This is a genomic window from Streptomyces sp. SID3212 (assembly GCF_009865405.1).
Classification (GTDB): Bacteria; Actinomycetota; Actinomycetes; order Streptomycetales; family Streptomycetaceae; genus Streptomyces.
Window position 1 is genome coordinate 20870 of the sequence record NZ_WWJY01000001.1, and the last position, 6396, is coordinate 27265.

Here is a 6396-nt window from a genome sequence, read left to right on the forward strand (position 1 = left end):
CTCGGGGCGCAGCAAGGGGCGCACCAACCCTTACGAAGGGTTATGGTGGAACTCCCCCCCTCGGGCCGGTCCGTATCCCCCCCACGGACCGGCCCGTTTTTTCATGTCCTGACACCGTCAGGACCGTCAGTTCCGCCCGGCCCAGATGTTCGTGCCCTCGGTGTCCACCGCGAAGGTGTCGATCTCCGCCAGCTCGTCCTCGGACAGCGGCGCCGCCGACAGCGCCGCCACGTTCTCGTCCAGCTGCTTCACGCTGGACGCGCCGATCAGCGCCGACGTCATCCGCGGGTCACGCAGCACCCAGTTCAGCGCCAGCTGCGCCAGCGACTGACCGCGCCGGCCCGCGATGTCGTTCAGCCCGTTCAGGCGCCGGACGACCTCGTCCGACAGCAGGTGCGGGTCCAGGGACTTGCCCTGGGTCGCCCGCGACCCCTCCGGGATCCCCTTGAGGTACTTGTTCGTCAGTAGGCCCTGGGCCAGCGGGACGTACGAGATGCAGCCCATCCCCGCCTGCTCCAGGGTGTCGAGGAGCCCGTCGTCCTCGATCCAGCGATTTATCATCGAGTACGACGGCTGGTGGATGAGCGCCGGAACACCCATCTCCTTGAGGATGCGGGCCGCCTCGGCGGTGTCCGCCGCCGTGTACGACGAGACACCCACGTACAGCGCCTTGCCCTGCTGCACGGCCGACGCCAGCGCGCCCATCGTCTCCTCAAGAGGAGTGTTCTTGTCCGGGCGGTGCGAGTAGAAGATGTCGACGTAGTCGACGCCCATCCGCGACAGGGACGCGTCGAGCGACGACAGCAGGTACTTACGGGAACCCCACTCGCCGTAAGGACCCGGGTGCATCAGATAGCCGGCTTTGGTCGAGAGGACCAGTTCGTCCCGGTAGGCCCTGAAGTCCTGCCCGAAGATCTTGCCGAAGTTCAGCTCGGCGGAGCCGGGGGGCGGACCGTAGTTGTTCGCCAGGTCGAAGTGCGTGACACCTAGATCGAAGGCGCGGCGCAGGATGGCGCGCTGCGACTCGATCGCGTAGTCGTCACCGAAGTTGTGCCAGAGGCCGAGCGAGATCGCGGGCAGTTTGAGGCCGCTGCGACCGCTGCGCCGGTACTCCATGGAGTCGTACCGGTCGTCGGCTGCGGGGTAAGAAGGAAAATCAGTCACACATACTTCCTTATCACGGACTTGTGACAGAGCGGGTTGGGTGCCCGTGGTGCCCGCGCAGTACTGTGACGGCTTCGGGGTCCCTGGGCCGGCCCCAGGATCCCGTCAGTGGACTTAGTGGACGCGCCGGTCCCCACGGAATCGAGAGGTGGACTCAGTGAACCTGCGCGACCTGGTGTACAGGCTCTACGCACGCCGGGTGGAAGGCCGTCTCGACCACGACCAGGTGCCCAAGCACATCGGCGTCATCCTGGACGGCAACCGTCGCTGGGCGAAGGCGTCCGGCGGTACGGCCGAGCAAGGACACCAGGCGGGCGCCAGCAAGATCCTCGAACTGCTCGGCTGGTGCTCCGAGACCGACGTCCAGGTCGTCACCCTCTGGATGCTCTCCACGGACAACTTCGACCGCCCCGAGGACGAGCTGGTCCCGCTCCTCGGCATCATCGAGAACACGGTCCGCCAGCTGGCCGCCGACGGCCGGTGGCAGGTCCACCACGTGGGCACGCTCGACCTGCTGCCCGCCCGTACCCAGACCGTCCTCAAGGAGGCCGAGCAGGCCACGCTCGGCAACAAGGGAATACTCGTCAACGTCGCCGTGGGCTACGGCGGCCGTCAGGAGATCGCGGACGCGGTCCGCTCCCTGCTCCTCGACCACGCGAGCAAGGGCACCTCCTTCGAGGAGCTCGCCGAGATCGTCGACACCGACATGATCTCCTCGCACCTCTACACGCGCGGCCAGCCCGACCCCGATCTGGTCATCCGCACCAGCGGAGAACAGCGGCTCTCCGGCTTCATGCTCTGGCAGAGCGCCCATTCGGAGTATTACTTCTGCGAAGTCTTCTGGCCGGCCTTCCGTAAAGTCGACTTTCTCCGCGCCCTGCGCGATTACGCGGCCCGTCACCGCCGCTACGGAACCTGACCGGAACCTGACCGAGCCCTTGCTTCCCAAGGCCTCCGCGCCCTGGTAGTGCCGTCAGGCCGGGCCCGTACCCCTGTGGTCCGTGCCCATGTCACCCGAGGTTCACCCGCCGTCCGTCATATGCCATGGCATGGCTGAGCGCGTTCCAGGGAATACAGCTTCCAGGTCGACGTCCGAAAAGCCTTCCGGGAGCAGCTGCCGGGCGGATGTCGCATCTCAGCGGACGGCATGGGGCCGTCCGCCCGGGAGGCCCTTTGCACCAGGACGACCGTACGGTCAGACGTACGGGCGACGTGGAGGGCCGGAGCTCGGCCCGCGCACGGGGTCCGCAGCCCGGTCCACCCGCCCGCGACGCCGTCGCACCCCGACCTCATCCGAGGGGGTACGTCCTTCCGTGGTGACAAGCTCGAAGCGCCGCATGCCTGACCGGCGCACCTACGTTCTCGACACCAGCGTCCTGCTGGCCGATCCGAACGCCATGTCCCGCTTCGACGAGCACGAGGTTGTGCTGCCGATCGTGGTGATCACGGAGTTGGAGGCCAAGAGGCACCATCCGGAGCTGGGGTATTTCGCCCGGCAGGCCCTGCGCCTGCTGGACGACTTCCGCATCCGGTTCGGCCGCCTCGACGCCCCCATCCCGCTGGGCGATCTGGGCGGCAGCCTCCGTGTCGAGCTCAACCACTCTGATCCCGGCATTTTGCCCGCCGGCTTCCGATTGGGGGACAACGACTCACGGATTCTCGCGGTCGCGCGAAATCTCCAGGCCGAGGGGTACGACGTCACGGTCGTCTCCAAGGACCTGCCGTTGCGCATCAAGGCGTCGTCGGTCGGTCTCCTCGCCGAGGAGTACCGCGCCGAGCTCGCCATCACCGATTCGGGCTGGACGGGGATGAGCGAGCTGACCCTCGCCGCCGACCAGATCGATCTCCTCTACTCGGAGGAGTCGGTCTTCGTGCCCGAGGCGGGCGACCTGCCGGTGCACACCGGGCTGGTCCTCCAGTCCGACCGCGGCAAGGCGCTCGGGCGGGTCACCCCCGAGGGCAACGTACGGCTCGTCCGCGGCGACCGGGAGGCCTTCGGGATCCACGGCCGCAGCGCCGAGCAGCGCATCGCCCTCGACCTCCTCCTCGACCCGGACATCGGCATCGTGTCGATGGGCGGCCGGGCCGGCACCGGCAAGTCGGCGCTGGCCCTCTGCGCGGGCCTGGAGGCGGTCCTGGAGCGCAGGCAGCACCAGAAGGTGATGGTCTTCCGGCCGCTGTACGCGGTCGGCGGCCAGGAGCTGGGCTATCTGCCGGGCTCCGAGGCCGAGAAGATGAGCCCCTGGGCGCAGGCGGTCTTCGACACGCTCTCCGCGGTCGCCGGCCGTGACGTGATCGAGGAGGTGCTGGGGCGCGGCATGCTCGAAGTGCTGCCGCTCACGCACATCCGCGGCCGGTCCCTGCACGACGCGTTCGTCATCGTCGACGAGGCCCAGTCCCTGGAGCGGAACGTCCTGCTGACGGTCCTCTCCCGGATCGGGGCCAACTCCCGGGTGGTGCTCACGCACGACGTCGCGCAGCGCGACAACCTGAGGGTGGGCCGGTACGACGGCATCGTGGCGGTCGTCGAGAAGCTCAAGGGCCATCCGCTCTTCGCGCATGTCACCCTCACCCGCTCCGAGCGTTCGGAGATCGCCGCGCTCGTGACCGAAATGCTGGAGGACGGCCAGATCTAGGTACGTATCACCCCAGTTGGCGCCGCCCGGCGAAGCCCAGGAGCTTAGCCGGGCGGCGTCGTGCCGCGCGCCCTTTTCCGCGAATCTCGTGGGGCAAACGAGGTGTGAGCTATCCCACGCAACGATTAATTGCCTCGCGGCGTCGGCTTCCGGCAGAGTCTTGCTTCCGTCAGGCCCCCGCATGCGGCACACCCGTACCTCCAGAGGTGCGACACCACACAACTCCACACTTGCCGCCGCATGCCGCCCGAGCACCAAGTGGTGATCCCCGCGCGGGGATCGTCCGTCGGGCCCGAGTCTCCCGTGACCCAGTAGTGCGGAGTCCAGTGCCAGGGGCACGATCGCGTCCGCGAGGTCACCTATGCGGGCGATGCTGGAAGGACACCGTGTGAGCCGGATCTCGGTCCGGGGGTTCGCCGTGGCTTCTGCCACCGCGGTCACCACCGTCGGCGCAGTCGTGGGGGTCGCCTCGGGCGCCACCGCGCAGGTTTCGGACGACAACTTCGAGGCCACCGCAGCCGACACGACGCTCCTCGCAGACATCCCCGCGGGCCAGCAGGCGCAGGTCCAGACCGCGTCGCTGACCCAGCAGGCGGAGGCACAGGCCTCCGCCGCCGACACGGCCGCGCAGAAGTCCGCCGAGGAAAGCGCCCGCCTCCAGGCCGCCAAGGACGCGACGGCCAAGAAGCAGGCCGCCGAGGAGAAGGCGGAGCAGGAGAAGAAGGAAGCCGCGGAGGCCAAGGCCAAGGCGGAGGCCGAGAAGAAGGCCAAGGAGTCGACGGTCTCGATCGCCTCCTTCTCCGCGCAGAGCTCGTACACCGTCGCCGAGGTCCAGGCGATCGCACGCCAGCTGGTCCCCGCCGACCAGTACCAGTGCTTCAGCAACATCGTGAACCACGAGTCCACCTGGAACTACAAGGCCCAGAACGCGTCTTCGGGCGCGTACGGCCTCGTCCAGGCGCTCCCCGGCTCCAAGATGGCCTCGGCCGGAGCCGACTGGCAGACCAACCCGGCCACGCAGATCAAGTGGGGCCTGGGCTACATGGACGACCGCTACGGCAGCCCCTGTGGCGCCTGGTCGTTCTGGCAGGCCAACAACTGGTACTAGGCCCCGCCCGGCGGACCCGTCCGCCCCGCGCTCAACCTTGTGAAGCCCCTCACCGTCCTTCGGTGGGGGGCTTCGCCCGTGTACGGTCGTTTCGGACGGGCCCCGGAGGGACGCGTGGGGAGACAGTCGGGGGGAAGAGGAAGCAACATGTCAAGACTGCCGGGGTGGCTGGGACGCGTAGGTACAGGGCTGACCCACATGGGGGAGCGCCTGGACCGGCGCAAGGCCGAGGTCGAGGCGGAAGCGGAGGACGACGTCACCGCCGACCTGCCGGCGTCCGCGCCGCTGCCGTCACCCGCCCGGGAGAGTGTCCCGCCGCCCCCCGCGTACGCCCCCGCCGTCGCCGCCAGGCCCGACCCCGTCGCCGCCATACCGTGGGGCATCCGGGTCGCGGGGGAGGCCGCGTGGCGGCTGCTCGTGCTGGCCGGCACCCTCTGGGTGCTCATGCGGGTCATCAGCGCCGTCCAGCTCGTGGTGCTCGCCTTCGCCGCCGCCCTGCTGATCACGGCACTGCTCCAGCCGACGGTCGCGTGGCTCAAGCGGTTCGGCGTACCGCGCGGCGTCGCGACCGCCCTCACCGCGATCGCCGGGTTCGTCCTGATGGGACTCGTCGGCTGGTTCGTGGTGTGGCAGGTCCTGGAGAACCTCGACGACCTCTCCAACCGGGTCACGGACGGCATCGACGAGCTGAAGCGCTGGCTGCTCAACAGCCCGTTCCATGTCACCGAGAAGCAGATCAACGACATAGCGAACAACCTGAGCGACGCCGTCGGCACGAACACCGAGGAGATCACCTCCGCCGGCCTCCAGGGCGTGACCGTGATGGTCGAGTTCCTGACCGGCGCGCTGCTCGCCATGTTCTCGACCCTCTTCCTGCTGTACGACGGCAAGCGCATCTGGCGCTGGACCCTGAAGCTCGTCCCGGCGCAGGCGCGTGAAGGCGTCGCGGGGGCCGGGCCGCGGGCCTGGCACACCCTGACCGCCTATGTACGCGGCACGGTCCTGGTGGCCCTGATCGACGCGGGCTTCATCGGCCTCGGCCTCTACTTCCTCGACGTGCCGCTCGCCGTACCGCTGGCGGTGTTCATCTTCCTGGGCGCGTTCATCCCGCTGGTCGGCGCGGTGATCTCGGGCGCCCTGGCGGTTGTCGTCGCGCTGGTCACCGACGGCGTGTTCACGGCGCTGATGGTCCTGGCCGTGGTCCTCGCCGTGCAGCAGATCGAGGGGCACATCCTCCAGCCCTTCATCCTGGGCCGGGCGGTACGGGTGCACCCGCTCGCCGTGGTCCTGTCGGTCGCCGCGGGCGGGCTGGTCGCGGGGATCGGGGGAGCGGTGGTGGCGGTGCCGCTGGTGGCGGTGACCAACACCGTGGTCGGCTACCTCCGCTCGTACAGCCAGGAGCAGGCGTTGCGCCAGGCGTCCGAGGCGGCGGACCCGCCGGCGCCGGAGGACGGCCCCGAGGCGCCGGCCCCCGAACCACGGGCGCAG

The 6396-nt window shown here is 69.1% G+C and carries 5 protein-coding genes; 4 read left to right on the top strand and 1 reads right to left on the bottom strand.

The window, feature by feature from the left end; genetic code table 11:
* Positions 1 to 126 precede the first annotated feature (126 nt).
* Positions 127 to 1164, bottom strand: coding sequence for an L-glyceraldehyde 3-phosphate reductase (gene mgrA, locus GT042_RS00120; RefSeq protein WP_161306633.1), 1038 nt, complete (start codon positions 1162 to 1164; stop codon positions 127 to 129).
* 157 nt (positions 1165 to 1321) lie between these two features.
* Here mgrA and GT042_RS00125 point away from each other — a divergent pair, with 157 nt between their 5' ends.
* The 4 genes from GT042_RS00125 to GT042_RS00140 form a co-directional block, all read left to right on the top strand.
* Positions 1322 to 2083: an isoprenyl transferase gene (locus tag GT042_RS00125; protein WP_161306638.1), complete on the top strand. Its 762-nt coding sequence runs from the start codon at positions 1322 to 1324 to the stop codon at positions 2081 to 2083.
* A gap of 394 nt (positions 2084 to 2477) precedes the next feature.
* A complete protein-coding gene (locus tag GT042_RS00130) occupies positions 2478 to 3800 on the top strand; it encodes a PhoH family protein (RefSeq protein ID WP_161306634.1) in 1323 nt (440 codons plus the stop codon).
* Positions 3801 to 4188: 388 nt separating this feature from the next.
* A complete protein-coding gene (locus tag GT042_RS00135; RefSeq protein WP_161306635.1) occupies positions 4189 to 4908 on the top strand; it encodes a lytic transglycosylase domain-containing protein in 720 nt (239 codons plus the stop codon).
* 147 nt (positions 4909 to 5055) lie between these two features.
* A partial coding sequence (locus GT042_RS00140; RefSeq protein ID WP_161306636.1) for an AI-2E family transporter occupies positions 5056 to 6396 on the top strand: 1341 nt, incomplete at its 3' end.